Annotated in this window: 15 protein-coding genes; 9 read left to right on the forward strand and 6 right to left on the reverse strand. The window is 55.1% G+C overall.

Going from position 1 to position 18,903, the window contains the following annotated elements; all coding sequences use genetic code 11:
* Positions 1-4 precede the first annotated feature (4 nt).
* Positions 5-2,374, reverse strand: coding sequence for a TonB-dependent receptor (locus M2305_RS14735; RefSeq protein ID WP_264649834.1), 2,370 nt, complete (start codon positions 2,372-2,374; stop codon positions 5-7).
* Between the two features lie 190 nt (positions 2,375-2,564).
* Complete coding sequence (locus tag M2305_RS14740) at positions 2,565-3,917, reverse strand: inorganic phosphate transporter (RefSeq protein WP_064274565.1); 1,353 nt, start codon at positions 3,915-3,917, stop codon at positions 2,565-2,567.
* Positions 3,918-4,121: 204 nt separating this feature from the next.
* Here M2305_RS14740 and M2305_RS14745 point away from each other — a divergent pair, with 204 nt between their 5' ends.
* The 3 genes from M2305_RS14745 to M2305_RS14755 all read left to right on the forward strand — a co-directional run bounded on the left by M2305_RS14745 (position 4,122) and on the right by M2305_RS14755 (position 7,288).
* Positions 4,122-4,289: a hypothetical protein gene (locus tag M2305_RS14745; protein ID WP_157091186.1), complete on the forward strand. Its 168-nt coding sequence runs from the start codon at positions 4,122-4,124 to the stop codon at positions 4,287-4,289.
* A 12-nt stretch (positions 4,290-4,301) separates the two neighbouring features.
* Complete coding sequence (locus tag M2305_RS14750; protein WP_264649835.1) at positions 4,302-5,954, forward strand: phospholipase C; 1,653 nt, start codon at positions 4,302-4,304, stop codon at positions 5,952-5,954.
* Positions 5,955-6,115: 161 nt separating this feature from the next.
* Positions 6,116-7,288, forward strand: coding sequence for a cytochrome-c peroxidase (locus M2305_RS14755; RefSeq protein ID WP_264649983.1), 1,173 nt, complete (start codon positions 6,116-6,118; stop codon positions 7,286-7,288).
* Between the two features lie 4 nt (positions 7,289-7,292).
* On the opposite strand, the gene M2305_RS14760 is transcribed toward M2305_RS14755, so the two are convergent.
* From M2305_RS14760 to qhpR, 4 genes are all read right to left on the reverse strand, one after another.
* Positions 7,293-9,422, reverse strand: coding sequence for a M3 family metallopeptidase (locus M2305_RS14760; protein ID WP_264649836.1), 2,130 nt, complete (start codon positions 9,420-9,422; stop codon positions 7,293-7,295).
* Between the two features lie 74 nt (positions 9,423-9,496).
* Entirely contained in the window at positions 9,497-10,054 is a 558-nt protein-coding gene (locus M2305_RS14765; RefSeq protein ID WP_264649837.1) for a DsbA family protein, read from the reverse strand.
* A gap of 16 nt (positions 10,055-10,070) precedes the next feature.
* Positions 10,071-10,493, reverse strand: a complete 423-nt coding sequence (gene arfB, locus M2305_RS14770; RefSeq protein WP_211503025.1) for an alternative ribosome rescue aminoacyl-tRNA hydrolase ArfB — start codon at positions 10,491-10,493, stop codon at positions 10,071-10,073.
* Positions 10,494-10,536: 43 nt separating this feature from the next.
* A complete protein-coding gene (qhpR, locus tag M2305_RS14775) occupies positions 10,537-11,595 on the reverse strand; it encodes an AraC-like transcriptional regulator QhpR (RefSeq protein ID WP_264649838.1) in 1,059 nt (352 codons plus the stop codon).
* A gap of 182 nt (positions 11,596-11,777) precedes the next feature.
* Here qhpR and M2305_RS14780 point away from each other — a divergent pair, with 182 nt between their 5' ends.
* The 6 genes from M2305_RS14780 (at position 11,778) to M2305_RS14805 (ending at position 18,899) form a co-directional block, all read left to right on the forward strand.
* Positions 11,778-13,160 (forward strand): ethanolamine ammonia-lyase subunit EutB, encoded by a 1,383-nt coding sequence (locus M2305_RS14780; RefSeq protein ID WP_264649839.1) that lies wholly within the window; start codon positions 11,778-11,780, stop codon positions 13,158-13,160.
* 2 nt (positions 13,161-13,162) lie between these two features.
* Positions 13,163-13,960: an ethanolamine ammonia-lyase subunit EutC gene (gene eutC / locus M2305_RS14785; RefSeq protein WP_264649840.1), complete on the forward strand. Its 798-nt coding sequence runs from the start codon at positions 13,163-13,165 to the stop codon at positions 13,958-13,960.
* The gene (gene eat, locus M2305_RS14790; protein ID WP_264649841.1) at positions 13,957-15,321 is read left to right on the forward strand and encodes an ethanolamine permease; all 1,365 of its coding nucleotides are present in this window, start codon (positions 13,957-13,959) and stop codon (positions 15,319-15,321) included. The genes eutC and eat overlap by 4 nt, the downstream gene beginning before the upstream one ends.
* Before the next feature lie 49 nt (positions 15,322-15,370).
* On the forward strand, positions 15,371-16,816 hold the full coding sequence (locus M2305_RS14795) for a porin (protein WP_264649842.1): 1,446 nt from the start codon (positions 15,371-15,373) through the stop codon (positions 16,814-16,816).
* A 135-nt stretch (positions 16,817-16,951) separates the two neighbouring features.
* Positions 16,952-17,689 carry a DeoR/GlpR family DNA-binding transcription regulator gene (locus tag M2305_RS14800; RefSeq protein ID WP_264649984.1) on the forward strand — a complete coding sequence of 246 codons (738 nt, stop codon included), beginning with the start codon at positions 16,952-16,954 and terminating at the stop codon, positions 17,687-17,689.
* Positions 17,682-18,899: a Bcr/CflA family efflux MFS transporter gene (locus tag M2305_RS14805; protein ID WP_264649843.1), complete on the forward strand. Its 1,218-nt coding sequence runs from the start codon at positions 17,682-17,684 to the stop codon at positions 18,897-18,899. Before M2305_RS14800 ends, M2305_RS14805 begins: the two co-directional genes overlap by 8 nt.
* The last annotated feature ends 4 nt before the right edge of the window (positions 18,900-18,903 follow it).

Raw genomic sequence — 18,903 nt, forward strand, 5'->3', positions numbered from 1 at the left:
CCGATCAGTCGAAATGCTTGCGAATTGTAAAGAAGACCATACGCGGAGCACCAGCCTGTAGTGTCTGGAAAGTCCCCGAGGGGTCTGAATTGACGAAGCCATTGCTTCCGACTGTTGCCACATAACGCTTGTTGAACAGATTGGTGACGTTGATCTGAGCATCCATGCCACGCAGGAACCAGTTCTGGCTCTGGAAACGATAGCCAACGTTCAGGTTGAAGATCGCATTGGCCGGCACAGAGGCATCGTTGGTGTAGGTGTAGTAGCGCTTGTCCTGAAACTGCATCAGAACATTGCCCCAGATCGCGCCATCATCATATCCGAGTTCCACATTGGCGAGATTGGACGGCATCCCGACTGTGTGCTTACCCTTGATGCGCGCAGAGACCACGCCGTCCGCGTAAACGTTGTTATCATACAGGGAGTTGTTGAACGCGTAGGATGCAAAGAGCGACCAGTTGCGGGCGAATTTCCAATTTGCAGCAACGTCCACGCCGCGCGCTGTTACACCGCCAACATTGCTCAGAACCGACGCATTGCCTTGAATGCCAACACCCTGCGTCACAGCCAGAAGGCGGTTCTGGAACTCGACATAGTAGCCTGTGACAGATGCCTGGAATGTATGGTTATGGAAGCGATATCCCAACTCTTCAGTATTGGACATCTCCGGCTTCAGCTTCTTTTGAAGCACTTCGAAGCCAGCCGTCGTTGTAGAGAACGGGCCTGATGTCTGTGCGCTATCGAAAGCTGCCATGTTGCGTGCGAAATCAGCAAAGATTTCGTTATGCTGGTTAATGCGGTAGTTCGCACCAATCTGCGGCAGGAAGCCATTCGAGGCACTCAGCGAGCCTGATGGATAGGTCGTGCCGGTTGGCGTACCCATCAGGTTGCCGCTGAGTGCGCGAGCAGAGTTATCCACGATCAGGGACTTGAACCCGTAAGTCAGCTTCAGCGCTGGCATGATCTGCCAAGTATCGCCCAGGTGGACCTGATAAGTCTTGGTATTAAATGTGCTCTGCCACTGGGTGTAGAAGGAATTGCCCTGATACCAGTGAATGGATGACGGAGATCCGCTGTCCTGAAGCGGGTAGAAACGCCGCGCCTGCTCAAAATTGTTATTTTCGAACCAGAAGCCCCAGTCGATCGTGTGGTTAGCAATCTTGTAGCTCAGACCACCGATAAAGCCTGCACGATGAATATCATATTCCGTAGTACGGGTCGTAAGCGGTGAGCCACCAAGAGCCGCGGGGGTGGCGAGATAAGGCGTGACCCATGCGCCCTCACCCGTATTGGTGTGGCCATATCCGGTCACGAAGCCTTTAAGGCGGCTCGTAATGTCAAAATCCAGACGGCCATATCCCATCGCATCTTCACGCAGGCCTGCTGCGTTGTAGTAAACCGTGTCCTGATCCTGAACGCTTGAGGGGAAAGCTGTGCCCGTCTGGTAAGCCGTAGCAATTTGCTTGGCGAGAGCATAATTCCCCGTAATATTGTCGAGATTATATCCATACTTGCTGATCTGAGCGAGCGAGAGATCCTGGTAATCGTTTTCCTTACGCTTGGACCAGTCTCCATAAACCGTAAGTTTTACATGCTCTCCAAAGGGCTGAATGTACTTTGCATTCGCCTGATCCTGCACCTGAACGCCATCACCCTTCCACTTGTTGGCATCCTGATGGTTATAGGACACGTAGAAGCGACCGCCGCCCTTCAGTTCTCCGCTGTTAATGCGGGCAAATGTGCGCCAGGTCGAAGCAGAGCCAATCGTTCCCGCAACATCGACGCCAAATTTCTTTGTGGGATCAACAGACGTGAACTGAAGAGCACCGCCCAGATCGTTGGATGCTGCCACACCAAGAGCACCAGCGCCCTGTGTCAGGGTTGATGGCCCGTTATTTTCAGTTTGAAGGGCCCGCCCGATCGAAAGGCCGTTATCATTACCATAAGCAAGATTGCCGAGCGGAATACCGTCCATTGTGAAGCCAAGACGGCTCTGGTCAAAACCTCGGATAACAATCTGCTGAGACCATTCGTAAGATCCCAAGGGATCAGACGACGTGAACATCACGCCCGGCAGTTTGGAGAGTGTCTTGAACGGGCTGGTTCCCGGCGTCATCTCCTGAATGGCACGGCGCGACACGGTCTGTGTTTCGCGAGCGGCGCCCGCTCCGAGGACGACAACGGATTCCGACGTTGTTGCTTCAACAGGCTGCGCAACCGTCCTTTTTGCTGATGCTTTCTTAACCGGCACACTCGACGGAGCGGCCTTACGGGCAGATTGTGACGGGCTCAGATCATCTGCAAAGGCAGACTGTACACTGGAGAAGACGAAAACGCCGCTCAGGCAAGTCGTCAGTGCAAGCATCAGCTTCATCAATGTATTCCTGCAAAGGGCACGGCACTGCCCGTGAATTCGTGGGAACGTTATGCAGACGGTTCATTTGTGTCTTGTGATCGTTTCAAGACATTGCCACACCACTTTAACAATTTGCAGTTCACCTATAAAAAAAGACCTGCCTCACGGCAGATCCTTCTTGAATACTGTCTTATTGTGAAATTGACGATCAAGCGAGAATATAGAAAAGGATCGCCGAGACAGTGATCGTTACAGGCAGTGTAAACAGCCAAGCCAGAGCAATCTTGGTCAACATGTGCATGTTGATCCCGGAGCCTGAGGCAACCATGGTTCCAGCCACACCTGATGTAATGATGTGCGTGGTGGAGACCGGAAGGCCCGTGTAGCCAGCCGTCATGATCAGGCCTGCGCCAACAACTTCGGAAGCAGCGCCCTGTGCAGGCGTAAGGTGTGCCTTGCCAATGCCCTCACCCAGTGTCTGAACAATCCGGCGATAACCGATCATTGTTCCCACGCCCAGGCAAAGTGCACTCAGCAGTCGAACCCAGAACGGCGCATATTCCACTGTGGGGCGAAGCTTCTTGGCCAGAGATCCGGCCTCTTTCTTCTGCTCGTTGGATGCAGCAGGATTGGACGCTACGGAACGCAGGCCAGACAGAACCTGATAGATGTCCCCGCGTGTTTCAGCCGGGCTGGCATGAATTTCCGCGCCCTTTTCCAGTCGATCAATAGATGCAAGGGCATCAGATTTGAACGAATAACGATCAAACTCAGCAACAAGCGGGCGAGCAGCCTGCACGTCCTGACGAATGATATCGTACTGCACCGGCACCTGAGGGTTTAGGGCAAACGTCGCTGGCATCAGACCGATGATCGTCAACATGATCAGGCCAATGCTCTTCTGCCCATCATTGTTACCATGCGAAAAGCTGACAAGCGTACAGGTGGTGACCAGCAAAGCACGAACAACCGGGTTCGGCTTGTGATGCGGCTCAGGGCGCTGATAAAGGGCCGGGAGATGCACGAATTTCCGGATAATCAGGAACAGAATGCCTGCCCCAATAAAGCCGAGCGGCGGAGACACGGCCAGCGTCGTCAGGACCTTCCAGATCTGGTTCCAGTCCACGCTATGCCCGAGGTCACGGGCATGCAGGAAGGAGTCACCAATGGCGATGCCGACCAGAGAACCGATCACACAGTGAGAGGAAGAGTTCGGAATACCGAACCACCATGTGAGAAGGTTCCAGGCGAGAGCCGTACCAAACAAGGCAACCAGCATTGGAACTGCCGGATTTCCATTCGGCGGAGACAAAACATCCGGCGGCAGCAGCTCTACGAGCGTGTAAGCAACCGCAATACCGCCGAGCAACACACCCAGAAGGTTCATCAGGCCGGACCAGACAACCGCAACCTTCGGTTTGAGGGAATTCGTGTAAATGACTGTCGCAACAGCATTTGCGGTATCATGGAAGCCATTGGCAAATTCAAATACGCAGACCAGCAGGAAGCAGATCCCAAGCGCAATGATTGACCATGTTGACTCTGGGGCGAAGTGCAGCATTCCGGATGCCATCTCCAAATAAAGGTATGTCTAATCTGGTAGCTGTTTCGGTAATTTTACTAAAGATCCCGGGAACTTCTTTCATGAAAGTTTCATCACACCCTGAAACTGGTTTTTATTTAACCGAACCATAATATTTCCCCGTTCATTCATCCGTTATGGTGCCATTGGCTCTGTCGCCTGCTTCACCCAGAAGGCTTTCCAATGAACCAGCCCACGAAAAAGCAGCCTCACGAACTCTGGCGGGAAACACTCATGACCGCCTGGAACGACCGGATCGGGCAGGACAAAAGTTCTGGCCTCCACCTCCTGTTTGCCAGTACAGAACAGGCTGACAAACGCCGTACTTCCCAGTCTCACCAGAGAAGCTAGATTTCTGCCTGCATGACTTTACGTTCAGCTCTCCTCCTCACGACGTTCATTCCGTTCCTGCTTGCTCCGGCTCAAGCCGCGGAAACGCAGGCTCCGGAGCCTGCAACGCCAATTCGCCATCTTGTTGTGATCTATCAGGAGAACGTCTCCTTTGATCATTACTTCGGAACATATCCGTCCGCAGCGAACCCTGCCGGAGAGCCAGCTTTTCATGCGGCGGCAGAAACCCCAAAAGCCAATACGCTCATCGCGGCTGACCTTTTGTTGAAAAACCCCAATACGCGCGCTGAAAATGGCCGGGATGCAGCTCTGCCCTTCCGTCTGGACAGAACACAAGCCAGCACCGCCGATCAGAACCACGCCTATACTGCGGAGCAACAGGCTTATCATCATGGCCTGGCAGACCTGTTCCCTCTTCACACCGGTCGCGGCGCACCGGGTGGCGTCGGAGCATTTTCAACACGCGGCCAGGTGATGGGTTATTTTGACGGTAACACTGTCACAGCCCTATGGAATTACGCTCAGAATTTCTCCATGAGCGACGCCGCCTATACGGATACATACGGTCCTTCCACTCCGGGTGCTCTGGAAGTGGTTTCCGGACAAACCAACGGCATGAAGATCGTCAAAAGCGCTCAAGGCCGGTCCACCCTGACAGTCCAGTCTCCCTTCATTCCGGACGGACAAGGGGGCTGGACGATGGTCAACGATATCGACCCTGCTGGAGATGTCTGTTCCGTCCCGACCGAACAGGTCATGATGACGAGCAAAAACATCGGTGACCTGTTGAACGACAAGCACCTGACATGGGGCGGCTTCATGGGTGGCTTCGATCTGACTGCTCGCAACCCTGACGGCACGACAGGCTGCAACCGCCAGACCTACTCCTCGGTCGTGGCCCAAAATGTGGTAGACTATATCCCTCACCACAACTGGTTTCAGTATTACGCCAGCACATCAAATCCAACGCATGCGAGACCATCATCTCTCGCCGTCATTGGCCGTACTTTTCAGCAGGACGGTATCCACCGGGACCCTGCCAACCATCAGTATGACCTAAAAGACTTCTACAAAACTGTCGCTGCAGGAAACCTGCCTGCTGTATCATTCCTGAAAATGCCAGCTTTTCAGGATGGCCATGCCGGTTACTCGGACCCACTGGACGAGCAGCATGGCGTAGTAGAGACCATCAATCTTATTCAGCACAGCCCGCAATGGCACGATACAGCCATCATCATCGCCTATGATGATTCCGATGGCTGGTACGATCATGCCTATGTCACGCCGTCGCATGGCTCCTACGATAATCCGGCAGATCAGCTCAACGGTCCTGGCCGCTGCGGGACAGCCCCTGCTCCAAGCGGAGTTTCGGGTCAGCCGGTCAATGGCCGTTGTGGCCCTGGAACGAGAACACCGCTAATCGTTCTGTCTCCATGGGCCAAGCCCAACTACGTCAGCCATATCCAGATTACCCAGAGTTCCATCACGCGCTTTATCGAAGATAACTGGCTTCAGAGTCAGCGCCTTGGACAGGGATCATTTGACGCAGATGCTACTGATCTGTCTGATCTGTTCGACTTCAAGCAAACCCCGCACCTCACACCCGTTTTCCTGAACCCTGAGACAGGCGAACCTGTCAAACAGGCTCCTGCTACACCGCTTTGACCGTTTCACTCCGTTCTTTCACAGTCGTATTGGCTGGCGGCCTGATGTCCGCCATACTGGCCAGTCAAGCCGTCGCTTCGGATCAATGTTTGCCAACCCGGGACGGCAGCAATCCATGTCCGGTCGAATTACATCGGCCGGCTCATGCACCTCTTTCCGAGATGGCGAAGATCGGGCGTGAAATCTTTTACGACCCCTTGCTCTCAGGGTCAGGACGTCTGTCCTGTGCATCCTGTCATAGCCCAAGACATCATTATGGGCCTTCCGGTGCTGCTTCCGTGTTTCTGGGAGGCCCAACACTGGCAAGCCATGGCCGCAGAGCCATTCCTTCCCTGACATATCTGGAGCACGTGCCAAATTTCAGCATCGGCCCGGACAATCCAGAAAGTGAGACTGCTCCCGTTCTGGCTTCGGCAGCACCCGATGCTACCCGCTCACCGAAGAATGCAGCCGCGTCCCCAACGATCAGTATGGTGCCTCAAGGAGGAATGTTCTGGGACGGTCGGGCCGATACGCTCCAGCAGCAGGCTTCAGGCCCCCTTTATGATCCGGCTGAAATGGCCTCTACCCCGGAGATTGCGCTTCATCGGCTTGAAAATGCCAAGTATATCCAACGGCTGAAGGCTCTAGGCGGCCCCGCAACTGATGCATCCCCTGACCTGCTGCTGTCTGAAGCCTTGTTTGCTCTTGCGCGCTACCAGATCGAAGATCCGTCTTTTCATGCTTATGACAGCAAGTTCGATGCCTGGCTTGAAGGGAAAGCCCGTTTTACACCGGAAGAGAGTGCCGGATATCGGCTCTTCAACGATCCGACAAAAGGCAACTGCGCAGCCTGTCACCTGGATCGTCCGCTTCCCGGTAATCTCCCACCACTTTTCACGGATCGCCAGTACGAAGCACTGGGCGCCCCGCGCAATCAGGCTTTGATGGGGCCGTACGACACAGGGCATTTCGATCTGGGATTGTGTGAAGTCATGCCGGGGGGCGTCGAGACGTCATCGGCCTATTGCGGTATGTTCGCGACGCCAACTCTCCGCAATGTGGCAGAACGCAAGGTCTTCTTCCACAATGGCGTGTACCATGACCTTCATCAGGTTCTGGACTTCTACGTCCTACGAGACATCCACCCTGAGCGCTTCTACAGCCGTGACACACACGGCCATCTTCAGGTTCCGGACGATATCCCGCCCCGGTATCGCTCCAACCTTGATCGCACTGACGCACCGATGGATCGAAAATCAAATGACCTGCCTGCCCTGACGCCTCAGGAGCGCAGTCAAATCATCCAGTTTCTAAAGACACTTACGGACGGATGGTCTCCCACCCGTCCGTAACGCCTTACTTCTGGCTATCAGCCGTCAGGCCGCGATGCGCCAGCATCGGCTCAATATCCGGGCCTTTCCCGTAAAATGCACTGAACATCGGGCCGTAATCCATCGTGTGCCCTTTGGACAGGATCATGTCGCGGAAACGCTGACCATTCTCACGCGTCAAGCCACCATGCTGCGTGAACCAGGCAAAGGCATCCTGATCCAGCATTTCGGTCCACAGATACGCATAGTATCCGGCCGAATAGCCATTGGACCAGATATGCAGGAAGTAGCTCGAACGGTAACGCGGTGGCACGTTGGCCACGTCCAGTCCCATGCTGTTCAGGGCGTCAGCTTCAAACTTGTCCACATCCTGACGCGGTGCTGACGCCGGGAGGGCATGCCATTTCATGTCCAGTTCTGCTGCAGCGACGATTTCACCCAAGGCGTAGCCCTGATTGAAACGGGCAGCCTTCTTGATCTTGGCGACCAGTTCCTGCGGCATCGGAGCGCCAGTCTTGTAGTGCCGAGCGTAATGGGAGAGCACTTTCGGATCGAGCGCCCAGTTCTCATTAAACTGAGACGGGAACTCAACGAAATCCCGTGCGACACTGGTCCCTGAAATCGAAGGATATGTCTGGCTGGCAAACAGTCCATGCAAGGCATGCCCAAACTCATGGAACATGGTTGTCACGTCATCAGACGTGATGAGCTGCGGCTGACCTGGTGCGGCCTTTGTAAAATTGGCTACGTTGTAGATGACCGGCTTCGTGCCCAGCAGGGTGGACTGACCAACGAAGTTGGACATCCATGCGCCGCCGGATTTGGTATCACGCTTGAAGTAATCGAAATACATCAGGCCAAGCTGTGAACCATCCTTGTCAAAAACCTCAAACACCATGACATCAGGGTTATAAACCGGGATGTCAGTGCGCTGTTTGAAGGTCACTCCGTAAAGCTGGTTGGCAGCAAAGAAAACACCGTCTGTCAGAACGGTCTTCAGTTCGAAATATGGCTTCACTTCATCCTGGTTGAGCGCATACTTCTGATGACGCACCTGCTCCGCATAACGGCTCCAATCCCAGGGCTTCAGTGTGAAGTTCTCACCATCCCGATGGATGGCGTCCTGCAACACACCAGCTTCCCGCTTCTGTTCAGCTGCAACCGCAGGAACAAGCTGCTTCATGAAATTTTCGGCCGCTTCCGGCGTCTTGGCCATCTGATCATACAGCGTGTAGGCCGCAAAGCTTGGGTAGCCAAACAGAGCCGCCTTCTGCGCACGAAGCTGGGCGAGTTCTGCGATTGTGGACCGCGTATCGTTCTTGTCACCCTTCTCCGCACGGTTCCAGCTCTGATCGAACAAGGCCTGACGCGTTTCACGCTTACTCAGGTTTTCCAGCGCTGGCTGCTGCGTTGTGTTCTGGAGCGGCAGAACCCACTTACCGGAAAGCTTGCGGCTTTCAGCATCTTTCTGCGCGGAGGCGATCGTCCCGTCATCCAGTCCTGCAAGCGCCTCCTTGCTATCAACGACCAGAGCCCCATTTTTTGCAGCGGCAATCAGCTTCTGCTGATAGGCAGATTCAAGATTGGCAAGCTTGGTGTTGATGGTCCGCAGCTTGACCTTGTCAGCTTTGGAAAGCTGGGCGCCCGCATGAACGAACTGCTGGTAATAAACATCCAGAAGCTGCGCCTGCTCTGCGTTCAGATTGAGGCTTGCGCGAGCATCGTAGATTGCCTTTACGCGCGCAAACAGGCGCTCATTCAGATAGACTTCATCTTCATGCTGAGACAGACGCGGCGCTTCACGGCTTTCAACCTTGTCCAGTTCGGCATCACTGTTGGCTTGATAAACACCAAAGAACGTCTCCTGCACACGATCCAGCAGGCGACCAGACTTCTCCATGGCGACAATCGTGTTCTCGAATGTCGGAGCGGCCTTGTTGTTGGCAATCGCTGTGATCTCGCGCAGATGATCTGCCATACCGCGCTCAAAAGCGGGCGCGTAGTCACTGTCCTTGATCAGGTCAAAGCGGGGAGCTTGATACGGAAGTGTGCTGGCGCTGAAGAACGGATTTTCTGCGGCAGCATGTGCTTCAGTGCCAACGAGCGCGGCAAACGAGAGTGCGAAAGCCGCTCTGGTCCAGAGGTTGGAAGTCATTGAAAAGTCCTGACTGCTAAACGTTATGGCGACTGTATTGAAGAAGCCGCATAACGTCCAATCTCTCTGTCTCGTCAGTCCTTTACGGGAAACAGCTTGGCTCCCCACTCGTCCACACTGTCGCCACTACTGAAAGCTGGATCAATCAGACCATCCACAATGAAGGTTGGCGAGACATGAATGCCATTCTGGCGACCGTAACGAGCATGCCATTTGACTGCTGCCGTCACCTCAGGACGAACAAAGGCCTCAGCAAGCGGGACGCCGCTATAAACCTCGATACGCTGTAGAATGTCTGCCGGTGTAGCGTCCATATTCGGTCCACGGCAGTGATCGGTAAATTCGAACTCTTCCCGATGATCTGCAACAGCCATCATGACGGCTAAGGCAGCATCCCGGCCTTCGTCCAGCGAAGACGCAGCCAGAATGGCCCGTACAATGATGCCGGAGAACATATGCCACGGTTGGGACTGAAGCCGCACGCGAACCGTCAGACGGTCTTGCCCCACAAGTTGAAGGAGATCTGGTATTTTGCGTAGGGTCTTGACGGAAAATGGGCAGGTCGGTTCCAGAAAGACTTCAAGAACCTTGGGGCCTGCGCCCCATTCCAGGGCAGAAAGATGGAACGTCATGTGTCTGTTCTCCCTCTCAATCATCAAGCCGGATGCGACGATTGCGTTTGATCCCGGCCCTATGGGCTTTTCCATCCAGTCGGCGCTGCCGCGCTCCTTTTCCGGGGCGTGTCGGCACCCGGTAGGCCTGTCGATGCGCAGCTTCACGGATCATTTCTGCCAAACGCTCGATAACATCTTCCCGATTGCGTAACTGCGTCCGAAAACGCCGTCCGGTCAAAACGATCTCCCCATCCCGGGTCGCACGACTTCCCGCAATTTCCAAAAGACGGGTTCGTATCCGCTCTGAAAGAACAGCAGAACCGGAGACATCGAAACGTAACTGGGCGGCAGTTGCAACCTTGTTGACGTTCTGACCACCTGGGCCAGACGCCAGAATATAGGTAACTCTTAGGTCCTCTTCCCGCAGGGACAGGCCGGGCATGACTTCAACACTCATTCCTCTTCCATACCACACCGACGAATGAACGTGCGACCATCAGTTAGCTCGCTGAGACGCTGTTCTGCTGTCTCCAAACCCGTGGAGAGACCCCGAACCATCGTCTGAACGCACGGCTGAAAGCACTGGTTTCAGTATATCCAAGGAGAGACGCAATCTCACTAACATCTTTGTTCGGCTCTGCCAGATATCGCAACGCATCGATCTGACGTGTCTCATCCAGAAGCCCGGAATAAGAAAGGCCAAGTTGGGCAAGTCTGCGTTGAAGGGTCCAGGGCGAAAGGGACAGTTTTTCCGCCACGTCAGAGAATTCAGAGCCGCCCTGCCGCATCGACTTGCGAACCTGAACCATAACCTGTTCTTTGAGGCTCTGCCCTGAATCAGGCACCGTGTGCCCTGCCCCTCGCGCCAAAGTCACAAGTGAAGATTTCATCACCTGCAGCAGGGCAGCATCGGCGTCTGGCATCGGCTTTTTCAGCCCCTCTTTCCGGAACACCAAAGCATTCATCCCGGCAGAAAAGCGTATATCGGCCTGAAACGCTTCTCGATGTTCAGAAGCCTGTTCCGGTTGCTCGTGAGCAAAAAGAACATTCTGCGGGCACCAGTCCGCACCAAGACCAGCCCTTAAAATATTGGCAAACATGCCCATCGTCAGCTCGGCATCATGACGTTTGTCCTGAATGGCCGTGTCCGCGATCATATATTCGAGCCGGACATGATCATCCGTTTCAACAAACCGTGTGATGGTCTGGGCCTGATGGTACCCGAAATAAGTCGCCAGATTCTGCGCCGCCTGCCCCACTGTTTCTGAACAAAGCGCGATGTAACCAATGAGCCCGAGTTGTCGCGGTCTGAACTGTTGCCCGAAATGTAGACCGATGTTTCCGTCGTGCGTATCTGTTTCGGCTTCGGAAAACAGACGGCAGTACGCGCCCAGGTTCAATGCATCTGTTGGCATGGCGAATTGATGCGTTGAAAGACCCGACCGCCCAGCGATCCGGTCCATGTCTCCGCCTTGCTCCGTAAGGAATTTTTCCACACCGGCAGCGGCGGCCGCCAGGACATACACATCTGATCCGGAAGACTTGGGAAAGGATGACATGGTGTCTTCCTGTTGCTGCTCACTTGACACAAGTGTTGGGCGTATTGTCGTCAAATGTCAAAACGTTGTTGTTTCGGGTCAAGTCAAACTCGGTCCGAAAGAGATATAATTGCGATAACGGACAAAACCTTGATTCTCCCAAATGCGACTTTCGGGATGAGCAAAGGCAGAGGACTCTGGCCATGGCTTACAGATGCACCCTGCGAGGGGAACAGTACACCTTTGATGATCTGAAAACGTTGCTGGCCAAAGCGTCTCCTGCCCGCTCTGGTGATGAACTCGCAGGCCTGTCTGCCTCTTCCGATGCTCAACGCGTTGCCGCCCGTTACGCTCTCGCAGATCTTCCCCTCGAAACATTTCTGAAATCAGAACTCATCCCTTACGAAACGGATGACGTGACGCGCCTGATTCTGGATACACATGACCGGAACGCCTTCTCCCCCCTCTCATCGTTGACTGTTGCTGGCTTCCGGGACTGGCTGCTGTCCGAAGACGCCACGACAGAAGCACTGGCAGCCGCAGCTCCAGGCATCACACCGGAAATGGCGGCGGCTGTCAGTAAAATCATGAGAAATCAGGATCTTATGACAGTGTCGCGCAAGATCCGCGTCCTCACAAAATTTCGCAATACCATCGGCCTCGAAGGTTGTCTGTCCACACGTCTGCAACCCAACCATCCTACAGATGATCTGAGAGGTATTGCCGCTTCTACGCTTGATGGTCTTTTGCGCGGCATGGGCGATGCCGTCATTGGTATCAACCCGGCAACAGACAGCGTCTCCAATGGTCTTGCCTTGCTGGAAATGCTGGACCATGCCCGCCAGTGCTATGACATTCCCACACAGACATGCGTTCTGACGCACGTCACCAACACACTCGAAATCATGAACCGCGGCGGCGCGGTTGATCTGGTATTTCAGTCCATCGCAGGCACCCAGAAAGCCAATGAAGGTTTCGGAGTCAGCCTCTCAATTCTGAAGGAAGCCCATGAGGCCGCCCAAGCGCTGAACCGGGGCACCATTGGCAACAATGTCATGTATTTCGAGACAGGTCAGGGCGCTGCACTGTCCGCCGATGCCCATCACGGCGTTGATCAGCAGACTGTAGAAGCCCGCGCCTATGCTGTGGCTCGGGCCTACGACCCCCTTCTCGTCAATACCGTCGTCGGATTCATCGGGCCGGAATATCTGTATGATGGAAAGCAGATCATCCGTGCGGCGCTTGAGGATCATTTCTGTGCGAAATTGCTGGGCGTCCCGATGGGGTGTGACGCCTGCTACACCAACCATGCAGAGGCTGATCAGGATGACATGGACAACCTGATGGTGCTGCTGGGAGCCGCTGGCATCACGTTCCTGATTGGGGTGCCAGGAGCTGATGACATCATGCTCAATTACCAGAGCCTGTCGTTCCACGACCTTCTGAGCCTTCGGAAGCTTCTCGGTCTCAAGCCTGCTCCAGAATTTGCAGGCTGGCTGGAAAAAATGGGCCTCTATGATCCGCATACGGAGCGCATGCTGGATATTCCACCTGGCCAGACCCTTCTTGGTGAAATGGCGCGCTGACCATGACGGATGATCGCAACGCGCCCTCCTTTCCACCGCACACAGCAGACCTCTGGGAGGATTTGCGGCGTCTGACCCGTGCCCGGATCGGCCTGGGTCGCACCGGAAACGCGTTGAAAACCGAGGATGTGCTCGATTTTCAGGCCTCTCATGCTCAGGCCCGCGACGCGGTCCACACACCTTTGGACGTTTCAGCCCTGACTGCGACTTTAGGGCCTGAGCCCTATCTGATCGTCCATAGCCGCGCATCAGACCGGTCCACTTATTTGCGTCGCCCCGATCTTGGCCGCCGGCTGGCCCCAGAAACGCTCGGCACTTTCACACAAGGTGACTGGGACGTGGTATTCGTTGCGGGCGATGGCCTGTCTTCTTTTGCCACCCAGCAAAACGCCATCCCGCTCTTTCAGGCCATGAAGAGTCGCCTTCCGGACTGGAAAATCGCCCCGCTGGTTATTGCGACACAAGCACGCGTCGCTCTGGGGGACGACATTGCCGCCAGTCTCGGAGCGAAAATGGTTGTGATGATGATTGGCGAGCGACCCGGTCTCAGCGTCGCGGATAGTCTGGGCGTGTACCTGACATATGCGCCTTTTGTGGGCTGCCCGGACTCAGCACGAAACTGCCTCTCCAACATTCATGCTCATGGCATGACCATCTCGGCAGCCGCCACAAAACTGGCCTGGCTCATGCGTGAAGCCCGCCATCTGAAACTCACTGGCGTCGGCCTCAAAGACGCCGCGCCAGATGCCCCTCTGATCGAAAACACCACTCCCACCCTGGAAAAGGACAATGACCAATGAGCACTGCTCCAACGCATCTCAACAAGTCCCTTAGTGCGTTTCATCTCTGGGGAATTGCGGTTGGTCTCGTCATTTCGGGTGAATATTTTGGATGGAGCTACGGCTGGGCAACAGCGGGGACGTTAGGCTTTCTGATTGCCACAGTTTTTGTCGCGCTCGTTTATACCAGTTTTATTTTCAGCTTCACGGAGCTGACATGTGCCATCCCGCAGGCGGGCGGGCCGTTCGCTTACAGCCAGCGTGCGCTTGGTCGCTGGGGTGGTTTGATTGCGGGTCTGGCTACACTGGTTGAATTCATTTTCGCACCACCAGCCATCGCGCTTGCCATCGGAGCCTATCTGAACGTTCAGTTCCCTCATCTGAACCCAAAGGTGGCAGCACTGGGCGCCTATATCGTCTTCATGGCACTCAATATCGTGGGGGTCCATATTGCCGCCACGTTCGAACTGTTCATAACAATCGCCGCAATCATAGAACTGCTCGTATTCATGGGCGTCGTTGCTCCCGCTTTTTCATGGGACAATTTCCTGCATGACGGATGGGGCGTTGCCCCACATTTCGGACTGGAGGCCATGGGTGGCATCTTCGCGGCCATTCCTTTTGCCATCTGGTTCTTTCTGGCGATCGAAGGCGTCGCCATGGCGGCTGAAGAAGCCAGCAATCCCCGCCGATCCATCCCCATCGCTTACGTTGCGGGTGTTCTAACGCTGGTCGCACTGGCTTTTGGCGTCATGGTGTTTGCTGGTGGTGCGGGAGATTGGCATGCTTTGGCCAACCTGAATGATCCCCTACCTCAGGCAATGAAGCATGTTGTCGGCGCACATAGCGGCTGGCTGCATATGCTGGTCTGGCTGGGTCTGTTTGGACTTGTCGCGTCTCTGCACGGGATCATCATGGGGTATGCTCGCCAGATTTTCGCAATGGCGCGGGCTGGCTTTCTGCCCGCTGTTCTCGGCAAGGTGCATCCACGCTTCCACACACCCTACACCGCGACCGTTGCCGGTGGCGTTATTGGCATTGCTGCCATTTTCTCAGATGACGTCATTTCGATCCACGGCCAGTCTTTGACGGCAACGCTTGTCACCATGGCCGTCTTCGGGTCCCTGACGATGTACATTCTCAGCATGGTAAGCCTGTTTCGCCTACGCCAGACGGAACCAGATCTTGCGCGCAGTTATCGTGCACCGCTCTACCCCGTTCTTCCGGGCGTTGCCTTGGCAGGCGCTGTGATCCTTCTGGTCGCCGTCACGTATTACAACCCAGAAGTCTGCCTGATTTACGTGGCCTTCATGACGATACTGAGCCTCTTCTTCATGCGGAAATACCAGAACGGGCAGAAGCAGGCAGCGTCAGAAATCTGATCCGTTTTTCTTCACGACCCTTCCGAAACCTTCAGGAACGGAATTTCGCGTGTCAAAAAAACACGTCATGGCAGTCTTTTGTCTGCTGGCCGGAACCGCCCTGCCGTCTTTCGCCTATGCGCAGGCGGCGGCCTCTTCAAACACGACTATCACGCCAAACGGCACGCCCAACCCAAATCACCCTACACCACCGCCAACAGCATCTGATACGAACGATGCCGGAGACCCTGATCTTCCGGCGTTGAAAGCCGGAAATCTTTTCTCTCCCAAAGCAGGACGTCCCCTTACCTATTGGGATGGGCTGGTCGGACATCTCACGGTTGAAGCTGGTATCAGCGGGAACCCGTGGACGAGATCCGGACGGAATTTCGGGCAGTTTTATCTTGATCGCGCGAATACCGTGACCCTTAACCAGATCATGGGTTCTCTCTCCCATCCCGTCACCTCCATCGGAAGCGGTTACGGGATCGGGTTTGTCGTAGAGATGATGTACGGATCTGACTCACGTTTCGACCCGACGATCGGAATGGGCGACGGCACGATTAGCGGCTTGTACCAGTGGGCACCGACACAGGCCCATATAGACATCCACACGCCATGGATTTTCCATCACGGCATCGATTTTCAGGCCGGTCAAATGTATGGCCTGATGGGCGCTGAAGGCACACCAGCCCTCGCCCGTCCGTTCTATTCTTTCAACTACGCTGCCGACTATATCGTTCCCTTCGAGACGGTAGGCGTCGTGGCCACGATGCATTTAAGCCATCACATGGACTGGATCCTTGGCATCGATGCAGGCAATTCCACAACCTTCGGAGGCGCTGGAAACAACAGCAGACCCAAAGGCTACTTTGGCTTTGCCTGGAATAATCTGATGGGCGGCAAGCTGAATGTCCATGCCATTGGCCATTTCGGCCCGCAGGCAAATAATGGCCGCACGATCGTCTCACCCGCCGGATGGAGCAGTGCAGGCATCGGGCGGTCCGCCAACGATCTCATGCAGTATAATGCGGATCTTCTCGCCACTTATCACGTGACAGATACATTGTCCGTGATGGCAGAAGCTCTCTATCTGCATGACGATGCGTCGCGCGACGATGCGTATGGCGTTTCTTCATATCTGTCGTGGGACATCCAGCCATCCCTCACACTCAACGTCCGAGGGGAGATCTTCCGAGACAACACAGGCGGCATCATCAACCAGTATTCCAGCGACATGTCCTACACAAACTCGCTGAGAAACCGCCCATTCGAGTATTATAACGCCCTGCCGACCACATACGGAGACCTGACAGTTGGGGTGGCGTACCGGCCCAGCTTCATCAATCGACATCTGGGTCCAGCCAGCCTGACCGTGCGACCTGAAATCCGTCTGGACAAATCCCTGAATGGAACACACCCCTTCAATCAATCCGGCACAGTCTCCTCCAGAACGGTGAATAACGGGACAAACAACATGCTGTGGTTCAATCTGGATGCTGTCCTGAGTTTCTGATCTGCCACACCTTCCCTTTCAAAACAGAGGGACATGCAAAACTTCTTGACAGGTTATGCGCGTTTATGACGGTTTGCGCGTGTTTTAACCCGTTTCGGAGAAAATCCCATTCTCAAGGACGAACGTCTCAGCCACATTCGCGCCCGGCTGCGAAGCCACGGCCGTGTTGTCGCGGCTGATCTGGCCACGGAATGGACCGTCCCGGTCGATATGATCCGGCGCGATTTGCGTGAGCTCTCTGAAGCAGGAGAATGTCGCCGCGTTTATGGCGGTGCACTGCGGCTACAGCCCAATGCGTCTCATATCCGGGCGAGAATGGGCGAAAAAGTTCCGCTGAAGAACGCTCTCGCACGGCAGGCCGCAACGCTTTTCAAGCCACGGCAGGTTGTCTTCATCGACACAGGCTCAACCAATATTGCGCTGGCTGGATCGATTCCCCGCGATACGCCTTTGACTGTGGTCACATCCAGTCCCGCCGTTGCTGTTGCCTTGAGCGACGCAGACCAGATTGAAACCATTATGATTGGCGGGCGTCTGGAAGGAACAACGGGTGGCGTGACAGGTTCAGTCGCCGTCCAGTCTCTTCAGCATTACCGTTTTGATCTCTGCTCTTTGGGCGTCTGGGCCATCTCCGCCGAAGGACCAAGTGTCTGGGATCATGAGGAAGCCGCCTTCAAACGTGAGGTTCTGAGCCGGAGCGAAAGCGTGGTGATCATGGCCGAAGCAAGCAAGATCGGGTCCGGGGGGCGCTTCCCTGTTGCCCCTCTTGAAACTGTCCAGACCCTGATCGTTACCGATGATGCCCCAACAGACGAACTCACCCGCATGACTGCCTCTGGCGTCACCATTATCAAGGTTCCAGTCCATGACTGATCCCACTACCGAGACATCACGTCCCGCCCAACGGGATCTTATCCTTATCCTCGGGCTGCTGACCTGTCTCGGTCCGCTTAACATCGACATGTACCTGCCGGGTTTCCCCAGTATCGGGCATGATTTTCACGCTGGAGAGACCGCGGTTCAGTTCAGCCTGACCAGCACCCTGATCGGGCTGGCTCTGGGACAGCTCATGGTGGGACCGTTCAGCGATTCACGCGGCCGGAAAGGGCCGTTGCTGGCAGCGATGGCGCTTTTTGCGCTGTCATCCCTGTTCTGCGCCATTTCATCCAGCATCACAGCGTTCATCGTTGCCCGCTTTCTTCAAGGCCTCACAGCATCAGCCGGACTGGTTCTGTCGCGGGCAGTGGTGCGAGACGTGTTTAATGGACCGGAACTTGCCCGCTTCTTTTCTCGCTTGATGATCATCAATGCTGTCGCCCCCATGGTAGCGCCGATGATGGGCGGAGCCATTCTGGCCCTGCCATCAGCAACATGGCGCACCATGTTCTGGTTCCTGACAGGCTTCGGCGTCGTGGCGCTAGGTCTGGTTGGCGGGCGCCTGAATGAAACTCTTGAATTACACCGCCGCCTTCCCAATTCAGCACGCTCGACGCTAGAGACATTCCATAGTCTGCTGACGGACCGGGAATTCATTGGGCATGCGTTGACTGTGGGGCTGATCCATGGCGGCAGCTTTGCCTATGTGGCCGGCACGCCCTTCGTCTATCAAGACATCTACGGCGTCTCGCCTCAGACATTCAGTCTTCTGTTTGGAATTAATGGTCTGGCACTCGTCGGTGGGAGCTGGCTGATTGGCCGTGCTGGAAGCATGGCGCGCACCAATACAATGCTTCGGGCATCCGTGATCTGCATTACAACCGCAGCCGCACTGATCACGCTTATCGCGACACTGAAAGGACCGCTCTTCCTGTTGGTGGCAGCCATCTTCCTTTACATGACGTGCATCGGCATGATTTTGACGGCCACATTTGTTCTCGCCATTGCCAAGCAGGGCCACCGTGCAGGAAGTGCGAGTGCCATCCTCGGCTCTCTCAACCTCCTGGTTGGCGGCGTTGCTGCTCCTCTCGTCGGACTGAGCAAAACCAGTGCCTTACCGATGGGACTGGTTCTGTTCTTTACCTCTCTCGCAGGCTTGCTGACCTGCTTTCGCATGACCTCAAGCCATCAGGACGAAACGCCCTGATGGT

Source organism: Gluconobacter cerinus, assembly GCF_025961355.1.
In the GTDB taxonomy this organism is placed as follows: Bacteria; Pseudomonadota; Alphaproteobacteria; order Acetobacterales; family Acetobacteraceae; genus Gluconobacter; species Gluconobacter cerinus.